At 68.7% G+C, this 18,525-nt stretch carries 19 protein-coding genes; 5 read left to right on the top strand and 14 right to left on the bottom strand.

Annotation, left to right across the window (positions count from 1 at the left end; translation table 11 throughout):
* Window positions 1–74 precede the first annotated feature (74 nt).
* From AB0424_RS16245 to AB0424_RS16185, 13 genes are all read right to left on the bottom strand, one after another.
* Window positions 75–1,475, bottom strand: a complete 1,401-nt coding sequence (locus tag AB0424_RS16245) for a site-specific integrase (protein WP_366305844.1) — start codon at window positions 1,473–1,475, stop codon at window positions 75–77.
* A complete protein-coding gene (locus AB0424_RS16240; RefSeq protein WP_366305842.1) occupies window positions 1,475–1,672 on the bottom strand; it encodes a helix-turn-helix domain-containing protein in 198 nt (65 codons plus the stop codon). The genes AB0424_RS16245 and AB0424_RS16240 overlap by 1 nt, the downstream gene beginning before the upstream one ends.
* Window positions 1,673–1,743: 71 nt before the next feature.
* Window positions 1,744–3,138, bottom strand: a complete 1,395-nt coding sequence (locus AB0424_RS16235; protein WP_366305840.1) for a phage/plasmid primase, P4 family — start codon at window positions 3,136–3,138, stop codon at window positions 1,744–1,746.
* Complete coding sequence (locus tag AB0424_RS16230) at window positions 3,135–3,344, bottom strand: hypothetical protein (protein WP_366305838.1); 210 nt, start codon at window positions 3,342–3,344, stop codon at window positions 3,135–3,137. Before AB0424_RS16230 ends, AB0424_RS16235 begins: the two co-directional genes overlap by 4 nt.
* On the bottom strand, window positions 3,341–4,237 hold the full coding sequence (locus tag AB0424_RS16225; protein WP_366305836.1) for a DNA primase: 897 nt from the start codon (window positions 4,235–4,237) through the stop codon (window positions 3,341–3,343). Before AB0424_RS16225 ends, AB0424_RS16230 begins: the two co-directional genes overlap by 4 nt.
* A gap of 85 nt (window positions 4,238–4,322) precedes the next feature.
* The gene (locus AB0424_RS16220; RefSeq protein WP_366305834.1) at window positions 4,323–4,727 is read right to left on the bottom strand and encodes a hypothetical protein; all 405 of its coding nucleotides are present in this window, start codon (window positions 4,725–4,727) and stop codon (window positions 4,323–4,325) included.
* A 12-nt stretch (window positions 4,728–4,739) separates the two neighbouring features.
* Window positions 4,740–5,336: a hypothetical protein gene (locus tag AB0424_RS16215; protein WP_366305832.1), complete on the bottom strand. Its 597-nt coding sequence runs from the start codon at window positions 5,334–5,336 to the stop codon at window positions 4,740–4,742.
* A gap of 217 nt (window positions 5,337–5,553) precedes the next feature.
* Window positions 5,554–7,875: an FtsK/SpoIIIE domain-containing protein gene (locus tag AB0424_RS16210; RefSeq protein ID WP_366305830.1), complete on the bottom strand. Its 2,322-nt coding sequence runs from the start codon at window positions 7,873–7,875 to the stop codon at window positions 5,554–5,556.
* An 80-nt stretch (window positions 7,876–7,955) separates the two neighbouring features.
* Window positions 7,956–9,152, bottom strand: a complete 1,197-nt coding sequence (locus AB0424_RS16205; RefSeq protein ID WP_366305828.1) for a hypothetical protein — start codon at window positions 9,150–9,152, stop codon at window positions 7,956–7,958.
* Window positions 9,149–9,391, bottom strand: coding sequence for a hypothetical protein (locus AB0424_RS16200; protein WP_366305826.1), 243 nt, complete (start codon window positions 9,389–9,391; stop codon window positions 9,149–9,151). The genes AB0424_RS16205 and AB0424_RS16200 overlap by 4 nt, the downstream gene beginning before the upstream one ends.
* The gene (locus AB0424_RS16195; RefSeq protein ID WP_366305824.1) at window positions 9,388–9,576 is read right to left on the bottom strand and encodes a hypothetical protein; all 189 of its coding nucleotides are present in this window, start codon (window positions 9,574–9,576) and stop codon (window positions 9,388–9,390) included. The genes AB0424_RS16200 and AB0424_RS16195 overlap by 4 nt, the downstream gene beginning before the upstream one ends.
* Window positions 9,573–9,842, bottom strand: a complete 270-nt coding sequence (locus AB0424_RS16190; protein WP_366305822.1) for a hypothetical protein — start codon at window positions 9,840–9,842, stop codon at window positions 9,573–9,575. The genes AB0424_RS16195 and AB0424_RS16190 overlap by 4 nt, the downstream gene beginning before the upstream one ends.
* A 343-nt stretch (window positions 9,843–10,185) precedes the next feature.
* The gene (locus AB0424_RS16185) at window positions 10,186–10,902 is read right to left on the bottom strand and encodes a GntR family transcriptional regulator (RefSeq protein WP_366305820.1); all 717 of its coding nucleotides are present in this window, start codon (window positions 10,900–10,902) and stop codon (window positions 10,186–10,188) included.
* 55 nt (window positions 10,903–10,957) lie between these two features.
* Between AB0424_RS16185 and AB0424_RS16180 the strand changes: the two genes are divergently transcribed.
* The 4 genes from AB0424_RS16180 to AB0424_RS16165 all read left to right on the top strand — a co-directional run bounded on the left by AB0424_RS16180 (window position 10,958) and on the right by AB0424_RS16165 (window position 14,406).
* The gene (locus AB0424_RS16180; RefSeq protein ID WP_366305818.1) at window positions 10,958–11,767 is read left to right on the top strand and encodes a class I SAM-dependent methyltransferase; all 810 of its coding nucleotides are present in this window, start codon (window positions 10,958–10,960) and stop codon (window positions 11,765–11,767) included.
* Window positions 11,768–11,869: 102 nt separating this feature from the next.
* On the top strand, window positions 11,870–12,844 hold the full coding sequence (locus AB0424_RS16175) for a hypothetical protein (protein ID WP_366305816.1): 975 nt from the start codon (window positions 11,870–11,872) through the stop codon (window positions 12,842–12,844).
* Between the two features lie 134 nt (window positions 12,845–12,978).
* A complete protein-coding gene (locus AB0424_RS16170) occupies window positions 12,979–13,797 on the top strand; it encodes a hypothetical protein (RefSeq protein ID WP_366305814.1) in 819 nt (272 codons plus the stop codon).
* A gap of 366 nt (window positions 13,798–14,163) precedes the next feature.
* The gene (locus tag AB0424_RS16165) at window positions 14,164–14,406 is read left to right on the top strand and encodes a DUF6009 family protein (RefSeq protein WP_366305813.1); all 243 of its coding nucleotides are present in this window, start codon (window positions 14,164–14,166) and stop codon (window positions 14,404–14,406) included.
* A gap of 267 nt (window positions 14,407–14,673) precedes the next feature.
* Here the strand turns inward: AB0424_RS16165 and AB0424_RS16160 are convergent, their stop codons facing one another.
* Complete coding sequence (locus AB0424_RS16160) at window positions 14,674–15,924, bottom strand: PIN domain-containing protein (protein ID WP_366305811.1); 1,251 nt, start codon at window positions 15,922–15,924, stop codon at window positions 14,674–14,676.
* Window positions 15,925–16,616: 692 nt separating this feature from the next.
* Here AB0424_RS16160 and AB0424_RS16155 point away from each other — a divergent pair.
* Window positions 16,617–18,509 (top strand): TerD family protein, encoded by a 1,893-nt coding sequence (locus AB0424_RS16155; protein ID WP_366305809.1) that lies wholly within the window; start codon window positions 16,617–16,619, stop codon window positions 18,507–18,509.
* The last annotated feature ends 16 nt before the right edge of the window (window positions 18,510–18,525 follow it).

Here is an 18,525-nt window from a genome sequence, read left to right as displayed (position 1 = left end):
AGGCGACGTGTCCGGCTAGCCCCGGCTGAACCCACGTTTCTGCGGGTGGCTGCGGTGCATACGCGGTGGAGTTTTCACCCTCTCGCCGAGGCGGGGTCGGGCAGCTCCCCCGCCTCCTCGATCCGCTGCTTCAGATCATCGAGCTGCCCGTCGATGCAGCGGGCGTATGTGGCGAGCAGCACGGGCACGCTGTTGCCCGCCCACTCGGCCGCGGTCGCGGCCGGCACTCCGGCGTTCAGCCAGTTCGTCAGACAGCTGTGCCGAAGGTCGTAAACGCGCCGCCCGAGCGGCGAGCCGAACTCGTACGGGGTCAGCACCTCCTTCCGGGCCCGCCGCCATGCCCGGCGGATCACGGACCCGGCAAGGTCCCCACCCCTCTCCCCCTGCATCAGGAGCTCTCCGGGCTTCAGCCCCTCCCTGTCGATGTGAGCCCGAAGAATCCGCGTCAGGGCGGGACGGCACGGCACCGTCCGCGTGTCGTCGGCAGCACGCCCCTTCAGGCCGCGCTGCTCGCGCACCTCTCCTGTGTTCGTCCACTGCTTGCCGACCTCGGGGTGGGCGGTGTGGAGCAGCAGCTCGCCCCACTGGTCGTCGGCGTCCGCGTCGGGCAGACGGACATCCCCGACGTCGATCGCGACGACCTCCTCGGGCCGGGCGCCGGCGTAGTACATGGCGGCGAAGAAGGTGTGCAGCCTCTGGCCACCCCTGGGCCGGCCGTAGACCCAGCCGAGCAGCTTCGCGGCCTGGTCCTGGTTGAGCAGCGACCGCTTGTCGACGGCGGAGGAGGTCTTCGCCGCGGTGGAGCTGCTGCCCTTGCCCTTCGGGAGCGGGTTCTCCTTGAGTACTTTCTTCTTAACGGCGTGCTCGAAGAGGACGTTCAGGACCCGCTTGGTCCTTCGCGCCGAGCTGGCGGCCACGGGAGTCCCGTCCAGCTTCGTTGCGGCTACTCGCAGCACCGCCTCCACGGTGCTCTCGTCCTCCCAGGCCGCCATGGTGAGGGAATGCCGCTGCACCCACTTGAGGATCACGGTGACCTCCGGAGGGGCCTGGTCCCGCCGGAGGGTGTTGAAGGCGTACTCGCGGAGGGCACGCCGGACGTCGACGCCTTTGAACGCCGTGGGCTGGGATCGGAGCAGGGCGATGGTGACCGGCGTGAGCGCCTTCGCCACGTTTCGCCGGTTGTTTGCGGAGGTCCGTCCCCAGAGCTGGTCCGCGAACTGGATCGCGAAGTCGTACCACGTCACGCCGGCAGCCTGGGAGATGTGCGAGACCGGCAGGCCGGTGGAGACGCTGAACGCCTCCCCCTTGCGCGCGGCGGACATCAGTCCCGCACGGAAGGACTCGGCGAGGGCCGCCGTGACGAACGTCTGGCGGTGCTCTCGGCCGTTCAACTCCCAGCGAACGGTGTAGGTGGTCTTCCTCTTGCCCACGTTGACGCCGGTCTTCCAGAACTTCACGTTGTACGTCGTGTCCATCAGGCGGCGTCCTCGTGCTCGCTCAGCCAGATCTCCAGGTCGACCCGGCGCACGCGGATGGCTCCGTTCGGGAGCTTGATGCACCGGGGGGCGCGCCTCTTCAGTCGCCAGTCGTAGAAGGTGGAGCTGCTGATGCCGAGCTCCTCGCAGAGCTCAGGAACGGTGAGCATCGCGCGGGCCTTGGCGGTGCCAGCCATCTAGTCCCTCCTCGGGACGAAAAGTTGGAGTGACATTGCGCGGAGTCGCGACTCAAGCGACTCAAAGTGACTCAGGAAGCCGGGTTGAGGGTGATTCCGGAGTATTTGGCCACCTGCCGGCCGTAGGCGTCGCGGGGCCGGGCACGGTGGAGCTGGGGGACGACGGAGAGCAGGTTTCGGCCGAAGAGCTGCTTGCTCCCGACGGACTTCACGCCGTTGTCCTCGGCCCACTCGCGCCAGGCGGTCCACAGGACGTCCACGGGGACTTCGTGTGACGGGCCGGTGATGCAGCGCTCGCGGACGAACGCGGACGTGGGCGAGGCGGTGTCCTGCATCATCGTCACGGCGTCCTGCGAGGAGGCGGGCTCGGTGATCCGGCCGGTGCGCTCCAGGCGGGCGAGGCCGTCGAGGGCCCAGTTGATGATGCCGGGCATCTCCGCAGCGAGCTTGTCCGTGAGCCCGGTGTCCTCCTTGCCGAGCCAGGAGACCGTCATGCTCAGGACGATGAACCGGCGGGCGATGACGCCGGAGGAGTCGCCGAAGTTCGGCAGCTCGTTGGTCAGCACCATGAGCCGGGTCGGCAGCTTCCCGGTCCAGGGCTCGCGGTACTTCCGGTCGATGTCGATGGTGTCCTCGCCGGAGATCGTGAGCAGCCGCTCGACCACCTGGCCGCCGCCGTCCTTGCTCGACAATCGGGCGTCGGAGATGATGGCGAGGGGCTTGCCGACGAGGGTGGAGAGACCGAAGTTCGTGCCGAGGCCGGCGAGCGTGGGCCCGGCGAGGTTCTCCTTGCCGACCAGCTCTTTCAGGATCCGGGCGATGGTTCCCTTCCCGGAGCGGGAGGGGCCCTTCATGAGCAGGATCTTCTGCTGGTCGGTCCGGCCGGAGAGGACGTAGCCGAACCACTCCTGCAGGGCGGCAATGGACTCGGGGTCGTCGGGCCAGATGCCGGCCAGGAACGCTTCCCAGGTGGGTGCGGTGGCGTTGGGGTCGTAGTCGTAGGGGACAGAGACCAGGTTGAAGAATCCGGGGCTGTGCGGCAGTAGTTTCCTGTCCCGGATGCGGAGCAGTCCGTTGCGGCAGGCGACGATCGGGCTGGTGTCGTTGCGGTCGTGCTCGGCGTCGATCCAGGACGGCGCGTCGACGTCCGCGGGCAGGAGCGTGATGGCGCTGAGCGCGTCGAGCAGGTTGCTGATTTTCGTCTTGGTCGGCGCCCACTCGCGCACCTCCGGCTCGCCGTTCTTGTCGACGCCGGCGAAGAAGGTGGCGTGCTCCAGGCGCTTGTAGAGTCCGGCGCGCATCTGCTGCTCGTCGTACTCGCGCCAGCAGGTGCCGGTCCATCGCATCCACGAGCCGCGCCAGCGGCGCAGTCGCAGCCGGCCGTTCTCGGTGTGCCAGTCGGGCACGATCCGGCGGGCGACGGCGAGCGGGTTGGACGGCGAGGGCAACTTCTCGGTGCCGGTCACGCGGCGTCCTTCCCGTCGGCCAGGAGCGGGCAGGTGGTGCGGTGGCGGGTGTGGTCTTCGATGAGCGCGGCGGCCCTGCGCTGCCCGTAGGCGACCAGGTCGCGCCCGCAGGAGCACCAGGACCGCGCGGAGGGCGTCGTGTCGCGTCCCGGGGCGGAGATCCGCAGCAGGGCGACGATCCGAGGCCCGCCCGGCGTGGCGGTCACGCGGTCGCTCCCAGGGCCGCCTGGAGGCCGTTGGAGACGGCGCGGCGGGCGTAAGGCTCGGGGACGCCGACGGACACGGCGGCGTCGATGATGTCCTCGCCCAGGGCGTCGAGCCCGCACGGGCCGGGGCAGGTGGTGTGCTGCTTGGCGAGGAACCGGGCGGCTCCGTAGGCGGCCGTCCCGGCGCCCTTCTCGGAGCGGGCTTGGACGTGGGCGACGCCGCGGGCGAGGCCGGTGCGGATGTAGGTCTCGGTGTGGCGGCAACCGGTGGCCACGCTCCGGTCCCACCGGGCACGGGTCACCGGCGAAGAGTCCACGGCCTCGCGGGCGGGGGTGGGCTCTTCCTTGACGACCAGGGCGAGGACGGCCGGCGGCAGCGCCGCCATGGTGCCGGTGCCGGGCCCGAGCCAACGGGCATAGGACATGTGGGACTTGATGTCGACGCCTGGCCGGACGTGGTTGGCGGAGCGCCTCACGCCCCGGTAGATCCAGTGCTCGCCGCGCGTCGTGGTCACGGTGCGGGTCGGCAGCAGGGTGGCGCGGGCCCAGGTGACGGCGTCGGCGTCGTCCAGGTCGACCACGGTGACCCCGGCGCCGCCCGGGTGGTAGCCGACGACTCCCGCACTGCGCCAGGCGGCCGCCCAGGCGGGCGAGGTGAGGACGTGCGGGTTGGTGGTGGCGGCGGCCCAGGCGTGGCACGGGCGGGGGCAGATGCAGGGGCCGGGGGTCTTCATGTTGGGTCGGCCGCCGCATGCGTTGTCGGTGCAGTCGGGGCAGTTGCCGAACGGGCCCTTCCCCGCGCGCAGCGGCAGCACCGGCACTCGGCCCGCCGCGAGGTGCAGGGCGGTGGCGAGGTGGCGGCTGTCTCGCGGGATCGGGATCGGATGGGTCATGCTGGGTGTCTCCAGTTCTGTAGATGGTGCTGGTGAGCGAGGGCGGCCCCGGACTTTGGCGAGACGGGGGCCGCCCTCGGCGCAGCTACGGGTGCGTGGGCTGGTCGACCTTGTGGTGACTGCCGCTGTTCTGAAGGGCGGCGTGGTCTTCGCTGGTCTGGAGGGTGAGGGTCCAGGGCTCGCCGTCGGCGGCGGCCCGGGCGGCCGCCTCGGCGAGGAGGGCGGCGACGGTCGCGACCGGCTTGGAGCGGATGAACCGGGCGTGGGCGAGGGCGCGGAGCGGGTCGACGAGCTCGGCGGCCTGGCCGGGCACGAGGCTGCGCGGGGTGCCGTTGGCGGCGGTGTCGGTCACCTGGGTGAGGAAGGCGGACAGGAGTCGGCCCTCGTTGTGCGGGAGGCAGGCCGTGTATCCGGCGAGGGCGGTCACGTGGGCCAGGGGGTGGCGGTCCTCGCCGAAGAAGTCGGCGCCGTGCGAGGTCAGGAGGTGCAAGGCAGGTCTCCTCTAGGCGTTCGTGGTCTGGCGGGCGTTGGTGGCGGCGGTGCGGACGAGCGCGAGGGCTTCCTCGCGGGTGCGGTGGGTGGCGTCGTTCCAGCGGTGGTAGGGCTCGGTGATCCCGCGGGCGGTGAGGACGGCCTGGAGGTGGTGGCCGGCGGCCAGGGCGGTGGTCTCGTCGCCGTAGCCGAGGCGGAACAGGATGGCCTGGGCGCCGAGGATGCAGCGGCGGCCGGAGGTGGAGCGCAAGGCGCCGCGGTGCCAGCCGTAGCGCTCGATGACCAGCGCGGTGAGCTCCAGGTGCTCGGCGACGCTGATGTGCCGTCCGGCGCCGTGGAGCTGACGGAGCAGCGGGAAGTTGAGCACCCAGTCGGGCAGGAGGCGCAGCGCGCGGGCGGGCGGGGTGAGGACCGGCGCGGCCGCGAGAGCGGGGGTGGTGCCGAGGGCTTCGGCGATGAGTTCGGCGGTGGTCTTGGTGACGAGCGGGTGGGGGGTGGTGCGGACGCGGGCGAGGAAGTACTGCTCGATCTCGCGGACCAGGAGCGCGGCTGCGTCGGCGAGCTCGGGGGCCGGAATGGCGGGGGCGGTGAGAGTCTGGGTGGTCACAGCACCTGACTCCTTATGTGCCGGTTTGGGCTAAGGCGGAGACCCGGACACGACCCGGACGGCGCCGCGTTGTCGCAGGTCAGAGAGTTGGGCGACTCGGACGGATCCGGGCCCGGCCCGGACGCGGGTGTCCGGGTCGGAGGATCCGGCGTCCGGGTTGGAGCCTGGTCCACCAGGGGGTGAACTGGGTCAATCCGGGCGCCAGTCCGGGTTGGAATCAGGCGGTAAGTCCGAAGCGGTTGGTGGCGGCGGCTTCGACGCGGCCGAGGGGGTATCCGGTGACGCGGGCCCTCTTCTCGCCCCACGGCCGCTTGGCCTTCTCCTCGTCGGTGCGCTGGACGAGGGCGCCGAGCTTCTCGGCGGTGATCGTGTGGCCGGCGGTCTTGAGCTCGTCGACGAGGAGCTGTCCGGGCAGCCACTGGGCGGGGCCGTCCGCGTCGGCGTGGGCGGTAAAGGTGTCGAGGACGGCGGCCAGGAGCAGCGCGTCCTCGTCGCCTTGGGCGCGCAGCTGGTCGACGAGTGGGACCGGTCCGTTCGGCAGGGTCCCGGCCGCGCGGCGCCAGTCGGTGGCGCGGACGAGGAGCTGTTCGACCTGTTCGTCGGTGTAGTAGTCGGCGCGGACCATGGTCGGGTTGGTGCCCTCGGCCCACAGCAGGCCGGCGCCTCGCATCTCGGACTGGATCGTCTTCGCGCTGTAGCCGGAGGCGGCGGCGCCCTTGCCGAGGATGGTGTCGGAGGCTTCCGGCGTGGTGCAGCGCAGCGCCCACCGGATGGAGAGAAGGTCGCGGAGGCTGGTGTCGACGACGTCGGAGCCGGGCTTCTGGGTGGCGCAGAACGTGATGATCCCGGCCGCCCGGCCACGGGAGACGAGGTTGCGGAGCTTACGGGTGATCTTCTTCCCGAACTCCTCGTCGGTCGTGTAGAGCATGAGCTCGTCGACCCAGAGCAGGAGTTGGCGCAGTTCGGGGTGCTTGCCCGCGAGGTCCTCGGTGACCTTGCGCTTGCCGTGCTTCTTCAGCAGCGCGTAGCGGGCCTTCATCTCCTCCAGGAGCTCATCGAGCATCTCGCTGAAGGCTTCGGGGTCGGCGTCGCCCTCGTAGCGTTCGCAGAGGCGCTCGAAGGGCTCCAGGTCTCCGCCGCCCTTGCCGTCTGCGAGCCAGAGGATGACGCGCGGGTCGAGCGCGGCCGCGAGCAGGATCGTGTTGCCCGAGGCGGACTTACCGGCGCCGGGCTCGCCGCCGATCAGGCCGGAGCGCTCGACGACGGAGATGGACTGGTGGATGCCGCGGACGTCGGGGCCGATGGAGATCCGGCCCCAGAAGTCCGCGGGCGACTCCAGTGCGAGGAGCGGGCCGGGGGCGGCCTTGTCGGTGAAGGGCAGGTCGCGGGAGACGTAGAGCTCGATGCGGCCGGCGCGGCCGCGCTTGGCGACGGAGACCTGGGCCTCCTCCACCCCGAATGCGGCGGCCAGTTCATCGGTCGCGCGAATCGCCTTCTTCGCCGGGACACCCGGCGGCAGGTCCAGGACTGCCGTCCACGCTCCGCGGGTGTCGAGCATCGGCATCTGCACGACGCCGAGGGTCTCCTCGGAGCCAATGACCTTCGCCGCCCGAAAAGACTGGTCGAGCATGGGGGCGGTCATCCGGTCGCCATCCCCGAGCGACCGCCAGTCCGAGGTCCAGTCCGCTTCCTCGTCGTACGGGGTGCGGCCGACGAACGCGCCGCCCGCGAAGGTGGAGAGCAGGCTGGCGGCCAGGCCGAGGCCGCCGCCCATGGCGTAGCCGGTGCCGATCGCGGACAGCGGCGGGCCGTAGACGACGCCGGCGCGCAGGTTGCGGGCGCGGTTGCGGTCCTTCTTCGCCTTCTTGTGCAGGAGCACGGCCTCCTCGGCGGCCTTGGTCGCGCGCTCGGCCGCCTTCATCGCCAGCTCCTTCTTGGAGCCGAGGATGCGGGGGGTGAAGCGGGCGTGGCGGGCGGCGAGGCGCGCCTCGCGGGTCAGGACGTGCGCGGTGTGTGCGGCGGACTGGACACGGACGCCCTCGAAGCCGACGACCCACTCGTGGGCGCGGCGGGCGCCGCGGCCGAACTGGCGGACATGACCGCGCTGGGTGGACTGGCGGCGGACCCAGCGCCGGAAGTCCCGACGGCGGGCCCGGTAGAAGACTCCGGCCCACGCGGCCCAGCCTTCGGCGGAGTACATCCACGCGGGAATGAGCGGGGCGTCGGAGTCGAAGTCGTCCAGGTCGACCTTCTCCGCCTTGACGGTCGGGGCCGGGGCGGGGGTCTTGTCGAGGATGATCCGGGCGGTCTCCAGGACCACGGTCCGGTCGTCGGGGCCGACGGTCGGCGCCTGGGTCGGCATCGGCGGGATGGGCGGGGTCGGGTCGCAGTCGTCGGGCAGCTCCGCCCACATGTCCTCCACCGCACCCGGGGCCGGGGCGGGGAGGGAGGGGTGGAGGAAGGTGACGGTCGCGATCGTCGGCTCGGCTGGCGGGGGCGGGGTGGAGGGGGTGTGCGGTTCGGCGTGGTTCTCGGTCATGCTTGCGGTGCCTCCTGGTGAGGTAGCGGGGCCCGGCCGGTGCTGCCAGGCGAGGGCCGGGCCTCGCGTACTGGGGTGGTTCAGGCGACGTGCAGGCGGCGCTGTTCGATGACGCGGTCACGGAGCTTGAGAGCGTCCTCGCGGCGGATCTTGAGCTTCTTCGCCAGACCGGTTGCGGAGATCTGCTTGCCCTCGGCGACGAGGTCGGCGGCCGCGCTCAGGGCGTCCGGGAGGAGCGAGTCGAGCTCCTCGTCGGACCGTCCCCGGACGGGTGTCTCGCGGGACTTCTCGGCGGGCGGTTCATCCGTGTTCGACCCAATTCCCGCTTGGGATCCGGGCGTCTGAGTGAGTTCGGCGAACGGGTTGAGGCGGGCGGCCTTGAAGCCGGTCTCCAGAAGCTCCTCGCGCACGTTGTCGCCGAGCTCGAACGCCGCGCCGAGAGACAGCACGGCGGTGGTCGCGGTGGCGTACAGCTCGGCGGACAGGCCGGGTTCGGCGCCGGTGTGGATCCGCCAGGCGGCGGCGAACGCCGCATCGTCGTCCAGCACCCCGAACGGGAGGGCGGCCTGGAGCTTCACCGCCTGCTCGACGATCTCCGGGTGATGCTTGCGCCGGGCGGAGACGTGGGCGCGGCGGGCCTTCTCCGCCTCCTTCTCCGCTTTGGTCTTGCCCTGGGAGCCGTGGGTCTTCAGATCCCAGATGTAGATGGCAAAGAGCGAGGAGGCGCCGAGGACGAACGCGACCCAGGGGTGGGCGCGGTATGCCTCCAGGCCGTGCCAGAAGTTCACCGCGGCCGCCACCGTGGCGACGGCCCAGGTGCCGATCCGGTACTTCCTCGGCTCGCGGCCGGCGTCCTCGGCCTGCTTGCCCATGAACGTGATCGCCCAGGCGCCGCCCTCCAGCATCGCCGCGAGCAGGCCGGCCATCGGCGCCGCCACACTCGCGCCGGTAAGGGCGCCAATCTGGGAGAGGATCGCGGGCACGATCGAGGCAACCATCACGAACGCCACGAACAGCGTCGCCGGGTTCGCCTTCAGCCAGCGCAGCAGCTTGGCGCGCCTTGCGGCGGCCGCGGCCTTCTTCGTCGCCGCCTCGGCCTGCTTGGCCTTCTTGTCGGCCTGCTCCTGGCGCCGCTTCGCGTCGGCGTCCTTGCGCCTCTCGTCAGCCTTCGCCTGCTCGCGCTGGGCGGCGGCATCGAGCTCCAGGCGGCGGTCCTCGCGGTCCTGGGCCCGCTCGGCGGCCTTGTCGGCCCGCCGGTCTTCACGGTAGGTGCTCATCGGGTACCTCCGGCGGGCGTCGTCGTGATCCCGTACAGGACGTCGGCCAGCTCCTTGCGGAGCTTCGGGGAGAACCGTGCGAGCCGAAACCGGCGGGCGAAACGCTCGTCGAGTCCGGCGACCGCGCGGGCGATCGTCTCCGTGATCAGGCTGGCCAAAGCCACCGCCCCGGCCAGCAAGCCGAGCAAGAGCTCCAAGACGGTCAGCACGAACAGCAGGACCTGGGCGAGCGTCTTCACCGCTCCTCACCCGCCTCGGCGAACTCCTCGTACCGGTCGGCCCGGTGCAGGAGGTGGTTGACGCCGATCACGCCGCACCCGGCGATCGCGCCGAGGTAGTGGACGTCCCGGTTGTCGATGACCAGGCCCCAGATCTCGACGCCGACGCACAGGGCCATCAGGGCCCAGAAGACGATGCGGTTCACGCGGCACCCCGTTCGAAGCCGAGGGCCGAACGGCGGGGGAAGGAGAGGACACGGGCGCCGAGCAGGCCCCGGTAGTGGGCGATGTCCTCGGCGTCGACCTCACTCACGGCCTCGACCTCCAGGACGGCGACGAGGTCGCGCAGCGCGTCCTGGCCAGCCGCCGAGTCGAACTCCAGCGGCTCGGCGGGGTCTGCGTCGAATCCGAGTCCGGCCTCGATCAGCTCGGTCTGCGTAACGATCCTCCGACCAGCAACGATCACGTTCATGGGTCGTACTTCCTCTCTCGGTGGGACGGCCCGAACCGAGGCCCCGGAGGTGCAACTCCGGGGCCTTACACCGTCAGAACCAGGAATCTCCGGCTCCCCTCAACCCCGCCCGTCCTGAACCCGCGAACGGGCCCCGGACGGGCGAAGGAGGCAACCGGCCGTGGCTCAAGTCGGGGCCGCCTTGCAGCGACAAGAAGAAGACTGGACCGGTGGACCGGTCCAGTCAAGTGGCTTCTTTGGCCACGACTTTGATGGAGCATCAGTTTCTGCTGGTCAGGTGCGTGTTTCCGCGCACAAAAAAGCTGGACCGGCGGACCGGTCCAGCTGGCTTCGTGTCACACGGTTACATGGGGTACCTTTCCACGCGCTCGTAGAGAGGTCCCGGCGTGACGCCTTCCTCGCAGACGAGGGGGCGGCCCTCCTGGTCGTAGGCGGCGTGGAGTACTACGGCGACGGGTGTCGATTCGGTGAGGTCCAGGTGCTCGACCTCAGTCTCGATTGCCAGGCGCACGGTGCTGGTGTCCCGGCCTTCGACAGGGAAACGTTCGGTCTGTCGGCGCACGTACCGCGTCGTGCCCTCCGCGATGGGGGCTGTTTGCGCGAGGCGCGGGGCTGCTTCCGCTACGTCAGGCGGAAACCACGCCTGTACAAGGCTATGCGGACTGCCGTCGGGGAGCTGCAGCAGGCGCACTCGACGCAGGGCCCGCTCTCCCTCCCCCATCCGCAAGACCTCCGCCACGTGTGCCGGTGGCTCGACCCAGTCAGGCGTGCCTACCCGAAGGAAGGGCATCCCTCCCGCAACGCGGGCCGAGCCTGCACGTCGATCGCCTGCAGGTCGTGCAACCGGGGTTTCGGTGACGATGAAGCCGGTCCCCTGACGTGCCTCGATAACTCCGTCGTTCCGCAGGACGTCCATGGCCTTGATGGCGGTGGCCCGGGAGACGGACCACTGCTCTGCCAGGTCGCGGCCCGAAGGGACGATCTCGCCCGGCGCGAACTCTCCGGCCGCGATCCGGGCGCGCAAGCTCTCTGCAATCTCTTCGTACTTCAGTAGTGCCATGACTCTCCTTGAACCGCGACTGGACTGGTCCACCGGTACACAGGATAATTCCGCCATGCCGAAACCAGAGCTGGCGCCCCAGATCGAGCATTTCTACTCCCAGGTCATCGACGAAGACGGCCGCCTGACAGCTACGGCGGATGGTCGCCTGGAGCTGATCCGCACGCAGGAGATCCTGCGGCGGCACCTGCCAGCGCCGCCGGCGCGCGTCCTCGACGTTGGCGGCGGCACGGGGGTACACGCCCGATGGCTTGTTGAAGATGGCTTCGAGGTCGAACTGGTTGACCCCATTGCTCGCCACGTAGAACAGGCGTCAAAGGTATGCCCGTCGACAGTGGGGGACGCGCGCGACCTGGCTGCACGGGACGGTTCGTTCGACGTGGTGCAGTTGCTTGGCCCGCTCTACCACCTCCCAGATCCCAAGGATCGGCAGACGGCACTCGCTGAGGCCCGACGCGTCGCTAAGTGCGGAGGCGTCGTGGCTGTTGCAGCGATCAACCGCTACGCATCGCTGTTCGAGCATGTGACGTACGCACACCTCCACACCGAGCGCCTCCAGAGCGCAGTTTCGAAGATCCTTGAAACGGCTGTGCACGACGGCAAGGGATTCACGCTGTCGTACTTCCATCGCCCAGCTGAGCTTGCTGATGAGATGCGCCAGGCGGGGCTGGTTGACGTGGAAGTGCTCGGCGTTGAGGGGCCGGCGTGGTCGCTCCTTAAGGCTGTTGAGCAGTCCGGGGGTACTCCGTCAGACGATCTGGTTGCCTCAGCTATGGCAGCTGCGCGAATGGCTGAGCCGTACCCGGACCTGCTCGCAGCGAGTTCCCATCTTCTTGCCGTCGGTAGGGTCCCTGGGCTTCACTGAGAGGTCGCGGTCGGGGCGAGGTTGGTCAACCCGCCAACCTCGCCTCCTAAATGGACCGCAGAGGGTGCTCGCTTCAGGCAGACTGGGCAGCCGCCGAACACTGTGGCGGGTACCAAGCTGTTCCGGAGGGGCGCCGTGGCACTCTTGCAGGACTTGATTAGAGACTCGGCGGGTGAAGCCACCTCGACCACCAGCCTTCTTCGGCAGGCTCGAATTGTGGCGAGGCGCCTGAGGGTACTCGAGGCGGATCGATGGATTGAGTCCGAACTTTTCGGATACTCGAACGATCAGGTGCCTGCTTACCGCGGGCCGATCGAGGTCCGTACGTACGGGCGGTTTCATGGTCCTTTCGGTTCCTCAATGGATGGAGCCCCAGTGGCACTCTCCTTGCTTCCGGATCCATTTAATGCAGAGGCATTCAGGAGTGTTCACCTCAGGCATGGCGTATCCGAGCTGGAGGACCTTCTTAAAGCTGGCACCCGGGAGCTCAAAATGCCCTGGTCGCCAGATCTCGTAGCTCGGTTCAACTATCTGCAAAATCGTGGAGATTTTACCCTCTATGAAGGGATGGGGGCCTTCTCCATTTGGCGCTCACTCCCCACTGCACACCTAAGATCTGTTCTTGATGGTGTGCGTGCTCGCATTTTGGATTTCGCTCTACAGCTTGAAGCCGAAGACCCGGAGGCGGGGGAAAGGGCGGGCGAGTCACTCGTGCCAGAAGAGAAGGCCAAGGAGATCTTTCAGACCGTTATCAACGGCCCGGGAGCTAATGTGGCATTGGGTTCACGCAACTTTACCCAGAATTCATATGCTGCTCCTGCGAGAAGTGATGCAGAGCTCATCGAATCTCTTCGTCAAGCCGGTGTGAATGAGCGGCTTATCGTGGACTTGGAAGCCGCTCTAACCGCTGACAGGGCGGAAAGTGACGGCGAGTTGACTGAGCCCGGGCCACGTGTACAGGGATGGCTTGGTCGAGTCTTGGCGCTCGGAGGCCGGTCGACCAGTGAGGTTGGCACAGGTGTGACTGCAGGGGTCATCACCCAGCTGGTGCTCGCCTACTTTGGACTTGCCGGCTAAAGGCTGCCGGTCGTCTTAGGTGATCTTGAGGCGACGGGCTGTCGACCAGCGGGAGCTGGCCGCGCGAGTCGGATCGACCTGATCGCCAGGCTGGCAGTGAAGTGGCGGCGTGTGACGAAAGTTGGGGGTGCGAAGTGGACTTCAGTGATCAAATTAGCCGACTGGCGCGAGCTAACCAGCTCGGAGCGGAGCTGTCGGCCGAGATGCAGTCCTGGGGTGCCAGTGACCCGTATGGGGCCGAAGCGTGGATCGCCGAAGATCGGCTTAGCTGGGAGCTGCGACTGCAGGTTTCTCGACCTCCGTCACTTGCCGAGTGGGGCTTTCGATTCGGCGAAGCTGTCAATCACCTGCGAGCCACGCTCGATAATCTAATCGTAGCGATCGCTCGACAGTCTAGCGTGGCGGACGATAAGCAACTCAATGCACTTTTCTTCCCTATCTGTGGCTCGTCGAAAGAGTGGAAGAGTCGACAAAAATCACTGTCCTGCCTCCCCGAATGGTGCCGCAATACACTAGAGCAAGTGCAGCCATTTCATCGCCTCGATCACGGCGGCACTCTTGAGCATGACTTGCTATTGCTTCTACGTGATCTCGACAACAAGACCAAGCATCACTTTCAGGTAAAGCCCGACCTAGCGCCTCAGTCCGTCGAGCACACGCCAGCGATCCAGTTCGAGTCTGAGGAGGGGGCGGCCGCCAGCATGCCGCCCGACACCGAGGTGATTATCGCCCCCTTTGAAGACGGGGCCGTCTTGCTGCGGCATCGCACCAAGGGGCGCATCGAATCCGTCCAAGGTCAGTACAGCGTCACAGCTCAAGTCCAGGTTCTCACTACTGATGGTCGCGCCTTTGGTGCTACGCATCTATTGGCAGCCCTGTGGGAGTACACGCGGATCGTTATGGAGCACGTGATCGGCGAAGCTGGGAAAGCCGAGGACACGTCCGTTGCCTAGCCGCTGACTGCTGTCGCAGTCACCAGACCTCCGGTCCTGGGTTCCTCCTCTGTGCCTGGAAGGATGCTTCTCTTGAGCAGGCGCGAGAGGTTGAGGCGGGCGGAAAAGTTCACCTCTTCCTTCGCAGCAAGAAGCACATGGCCTTCTGTGACCTTGCAAGGGCATCGGACTGACGTATCAGGCGGTAGAACACAGGACGCGGCGAGGCTCGCCCGCAGGGCAACTGGTCCAGCTCAGAAGGAGCCTTGCTGGAGGATCGTGCGGCTTTGGAGCTCAAGGAACAGATCATCTGGACCGAGGACGTGGGTGACTTCAACTACGTTCGCCAGACCGTGACTCGCTTGTCCACCCCACCGGCGGAAGCCGGTGGGGTGGAACGGGACGGGCCGGCGGGTCGGCTACTCCGTACTCAAGGCGGATGCGCCGAGCGGAGACACTGGCAGGTTCGTCCGCCAGGTGTTCTGGGTTAAGGACTACGACCGATCCGAGCAGCCGGACGGTACGTACAAGACGTCCGCGCCCAGTGAGGCTGTCGACCCGCGGACGGTCGCGCCAGGAGTCTTGGGTGAGTTGACCGAACGCGCCTGGGGCGGTCCGCTGCCCGACTGAGCGGAAGACACGGGCCCACGACGACAAGTCCCGACGGAGCCGAGAAGCGACCACCGCCCCGCTCGGTGGCCTCTTCTGCGGTCGGAGGCTGAGTCGCGATCTGAGACGCATTGAGTCGCGGTCGGTGGTGAGCGTGAACGAGAGCCCGGCGGCGCGGCCGGGCGAACGGAGGCGCAACGAGAGGGTCCAACTAAGTCTGGAGCGTGGCTAATGCCCTTTGGACTACAGCGGCCAGAGACTCGGCCCCGAGTGCGGCCAGGAGGCGGCCTACTTCGACTTCTTTCGATTCGTCCAGGCAGTGACGGCCAACGTGAGCAGGGTGGCCAATGCCTCGGCCGACGAGTCGGGCTGAGGAAGGATCGCCGTCTTGAGCTGAGGAAGGGCCGCCGTCCCGGCGGAGGGTTGCCTCGGCAACCGGTTGGGAGGGAACCGCGCCTCCAGCTCTTGCCTCCAATTTGTCCACGTGTTGGGAACCCGGCTGACCTCCTCAGCAGTGAGTGCCTGGGGAGGCTGGCTGTGCAGGATCGACATGCGTGCGCCGCTCTCGTCCTGCGTCACGAGTACACGAGTCTCCAGAACGTTCGCCGCAGGGGTGAGCTTCGGTGCGGTCAGCATCATCAAGCCGGAGGCGAGCCACCGAACCGTGGCCGTGTACCAGTCCTGTCCGCCAATGCTGTGGGCAGTCATGTCCGAGACGCAGTCGAAGGTGAGCGTGGGCGGGTCGAACCACCCCGACGCAAGGTGAGCTTCCCCCGCGCTCTCGCCGTCCCCGAGCGGAGTGTAAAGAAGACGAGGGTTCGACCATCCCGCGTCGTCATTGGGGTCGTATACCGGCAGGTGGTCGGACAACGCTTCAGTGACTAGTTCGAGCCACTCCTCGCGTGCCAGGAGCACAGGGAGGAAGCCCTCGTCCAGCTCTGCCGGCTTCGCGAAGAGCTCCACGACGTCGTCCAGGGAAGTGAGGTGAAAGAATCGGTCCTCGATACCCGCAAGGTCCGTCCTCATGGGGTCCGAGTACTGGGTACCGTCACCGAAGTCCTTCGTGTTCGCGCTGACGAAGTAGACCATCTCGTCCTCGTGATCGCGTGCGTACTCGACGGCCGTCAGCCAGATCGCGGCATCACGGGAACCGGTCTTGTCGCCCTTCCCAAGCCGCTTGCACGGCAGCAGAACGTTGGACTCTCGGAAGAGCGCGGTCCGCAGTACCTCCGCGCTCGGTTCGATGACCTCGACCATGCGCCGGTACACGTCCCGCCAGTGCTCCCGGTGCCGTTCCTTCTCGGCCTGGCCGAGGCTGGGCACCCCACCCCACGGAACGTGCCGCTGCAGCTGGGCAACCGCTGAAGCCGCCGACTCGTGCGCCGCGACGTATTCCAGAGTCCGCTGCGAGACCAACTCCTCCAAGGTCACCGACGGGACAGCGACGTGGATATCGGCCGCCGCGAGTGCCCGGAGGAGGTCGGCGGTGCTGTTATCCAGCGTCACGCCCCAGAGGATGTTGGTGTCCAGAATGATCAAGGGTGGTGGCTCCGTCCCCTCAGGTCCGACTCGTACGGACACACCCTCTCAAGATCAGAACCTCGGGCGCAGCAGGATTCGACATCAGCGAGGTCAACACTCCTCGGCCAGATTGAAGAGACCACCGCCCCGCGCGGTGGTCTCTTCAACGTTGAGGACTGAGTCGCGATCTGAGTCGCGATGAGTCGCGATGCTCATCCAGGGGGCACCCCCTCTGACCTGCATTGAGACGCGATGAGTCGCTTGAGTCGCGATAATTCGGAAACTAGATGGAACATGCCCTACCAACGCCCGGAATCAGGTCCTCCGGTGGATGCGTGGGGAAGGCTCCGAGGTACCCCTCGGGAGAGCATCGAAGTGATTGGTCAGCGGCCCAGGTTCGCTGCTGCGGCCAAGTCCCTTCTAAGCACTTGGCCGCAGGTTCGAGTCCTGCCGGGGGCGCACGACGAGGACCCTCCTTCGGGAGGGTCCTTTTTTGCTGGTCAGGGGTGTGTGACGGGCGAGGTGCGGGCGGCGGGTAGGGGGGCCGGGGGTGTCGGGAGTCGTCCGGGCGGGAGCGGTGGCGGGTGGCGGGCGGGGGTCGGCAGGGCGGGAGGACGGGCGGGCGATCCGGTCGGGGGCCCGCGGGAGGCGAGGGGACAAATCGGCATTCGGGTTGAAGTCGCGATCGTGTCCGGATCATCCTTGTCGGCATGCTCTCGGCCACCACACTCGACGTGTCACACCTGCCCGACTACGCGTACGACTGGGCTCTGGTCGACGTCGAGACGTCCGGCCTGATCGCCCGACGTGACCGGATCCTCTCGGTCGCGGTGCTGACCTTCGGGCCGGACGGGGTGCAGACCGACGAGTTCTCCACCCTGCTGAATCCGGGCTGCGACCCCGGCCCCGTGCACGTCCACGGACTGACGCCGGAACGGCTGAGCGGCGCGCCGTCCTTCGAGGACGTGGCCGGACGGATCGGGGCACTCCTGCAGGACCGTGTCATGGTGGCCCACAACGCGCAGTTCGACTACGACTTCCTGGCCCATGAGTTCGCCCGCGCCCGGCTCCGTCTCCCGGTCGCCCGGCGGCTGTGCACCCTGGCGTTGAACCGGCGCGTGGAGCCGCCCGTCGCGAGCCTCGGTCTGGCGTCGCTGGCCGCGCACTACGGCGTGCCGCAGGTCAACGCCCATGACGCGCTGGACGACGCGCGGGTGCTCGCCGGGATCTTCCGGTCGTCCCTCGCGGAGGCCGCGCGGCTGGACGTCCCGCTGCCGCTGGTGCCCTGCCCGCCCCGGCAGGATCCGCAGTTCGCGCCGAAGGCGCCGAAGACCCCGTGCGCCTATCGCAACCCCGGCCGGCCCGTGCCCGGCGAACCGCTCGTCCAGGGCATGAAGGTCGCCTTCACCGGCGAGACCGCGACCTCGCGGGCCGAACTGGTGGCCCGCGCCGTCGCCGCCGGGCTGAACGTCATGTCGTCGGTCAGTCGGCACACCGGCGTTCTCGTCACCGACGACGCGGCCTCGGGCTCCGCGAAGGCGCGGCGCGCGATCGCCGAGGGCGTCACGGTCGTCGACGAACGGACCTTCCTCGAACTGCTCGCAGACGTGCGCCCCGGAACGCCGCACGAGAACCGCACGCCGGGGAGGAAGCCGGACTCGCCGGCCACGGACGCGCCGGCCCCGGAGGTCACGGCCCCGGAGGTCACGGCCCCGGCCGAGGCGCCGGCCGGGCGTCCGGCGCCCTCGCCCGTCGCCGTCGCGGAGGTGCCGGCCCCGAGGCGGCCCGAGTCCGCGCCCTCCGTCAAGCCGTTCGGCCGACGGCGGGTGCTGGTGCTGGGCGGCACGCACGAGGAGGCGGCCTCGGCCCGGACCAGGGTCGTCGAGCTGGGCGGGACGGCCGCGATCAACCTCTCGGCGAGCGTCACCGACGTCGTGCTGATGCCCGGGGGCGAGCGCGACCGCCGCATGACACGCATCACGGCGCTGCGGCTTCCGGTCCACGCGCGGGAGTGGCTCACGGATCCCACCGCCGAGCAGGCCGCCGGCGCCGCACCCGCCCCCGCCCGGCAGGGCGCGACGACGGAGGTGCTCCCGCGCGGCGGGGTCGTCGATCTCCCCGGGGACACGGGCCGCTGGCATGTGAGTGCCTCCTGGGCGCAGCGGACGGACTGCGAGGTGGACGTCGTCGCCTTCGTCCTCGACGAGGAGCAGCAGGTCTCCTGCGACGGGGACTTCGTCTTCTACAGCGCGCCCGAGAGTCCCGACGGGGCCACCCGTCTCCTGTGCGACGGCCCGACCGAGCAGAGCATCGCCGTCGATCTCGCGGTGCTGCCTCCCGCGGTCCACCGGATCGCGATCGCCGCCGCCGTGGACGGAGCCGCCACCTTCGGGGACATCGGAGCGGTCCAGATGACCCTCGCGCCCGGGTTCGACGCCCCGGCCGCGGCCCAGTCCACCCTGGACGCCGCCACCAGCGAACGCACCCTGCTGCTCGCCGAGATCTACCGCCGGGGCCCCCGGTGGCGCTTCCGCGCCGTCGGCCAGGGCTACGACCACGGTCTGGAGGAGCTCGTACGGGGATACGGCGTCGACGTGGAGTAACCCCTGTGCTCCCTGT

It is taken from the genome of Streptomyces sp. NPDC051180 (genome assembly GCF_040689545.1).
Taxonomy (GTDB): domain Bacteria; phylum Actinomycetota; class Actinomycetes; order Streptomycetales; family Streptomycetaceae; genus Streptomyces.
This window is presented reverse-complemented; position numbering and strand designations above follow the sequence as displayed.